Annotated in this window: 1 protein-coding gene; it reads right to left on the bottom strand. The window is 53.1% G+C overall.

All coding sequences use genetic code 11. The features are described from left to right. On the bottom strand, positions 1-211 hold a 211-nt coding region (locus FCL48_RS25130), incomplete at both ends, for a hypothetical protein (protein WP_169309386.1).

The following is a 211-nucleotide window of genomic DNA, read 5'->3' as shown; positions in this document are numbered from 1 at the left end:
AGGGTTGGAGAATCGGCACCTAAGGTATCGCTGCCTGGTCCGGTTGTAATAACGTTGCCGAGAACTGGAGCCGTTGCATCTTCATCCACAGAGTTTGCATCATCTGCAGCCTCAGGAGCGGTATCGACGATCTGGATATCCAGGGTGTCGGTTGCGGTTTGACCGGTCAGGTCAGTGACCTCGACCACAAACTGGTCGACAATATTGGTAT

Source organism: Desulforhopalus sp. IMCC35007 (genome assembly GCF_005116575.1).
Classification (GTDB): Bacteria; Desulfobacterota; Desulfobulbia; order Desulfobulbales; family Desulfocapsaceae; genus Desulforhopalus_A.
The sequence above is the reverse complement of the archived record's forward strand: the minus strand, read 5'-3'. Positions and strand labels throughout refer to the sequence as shown.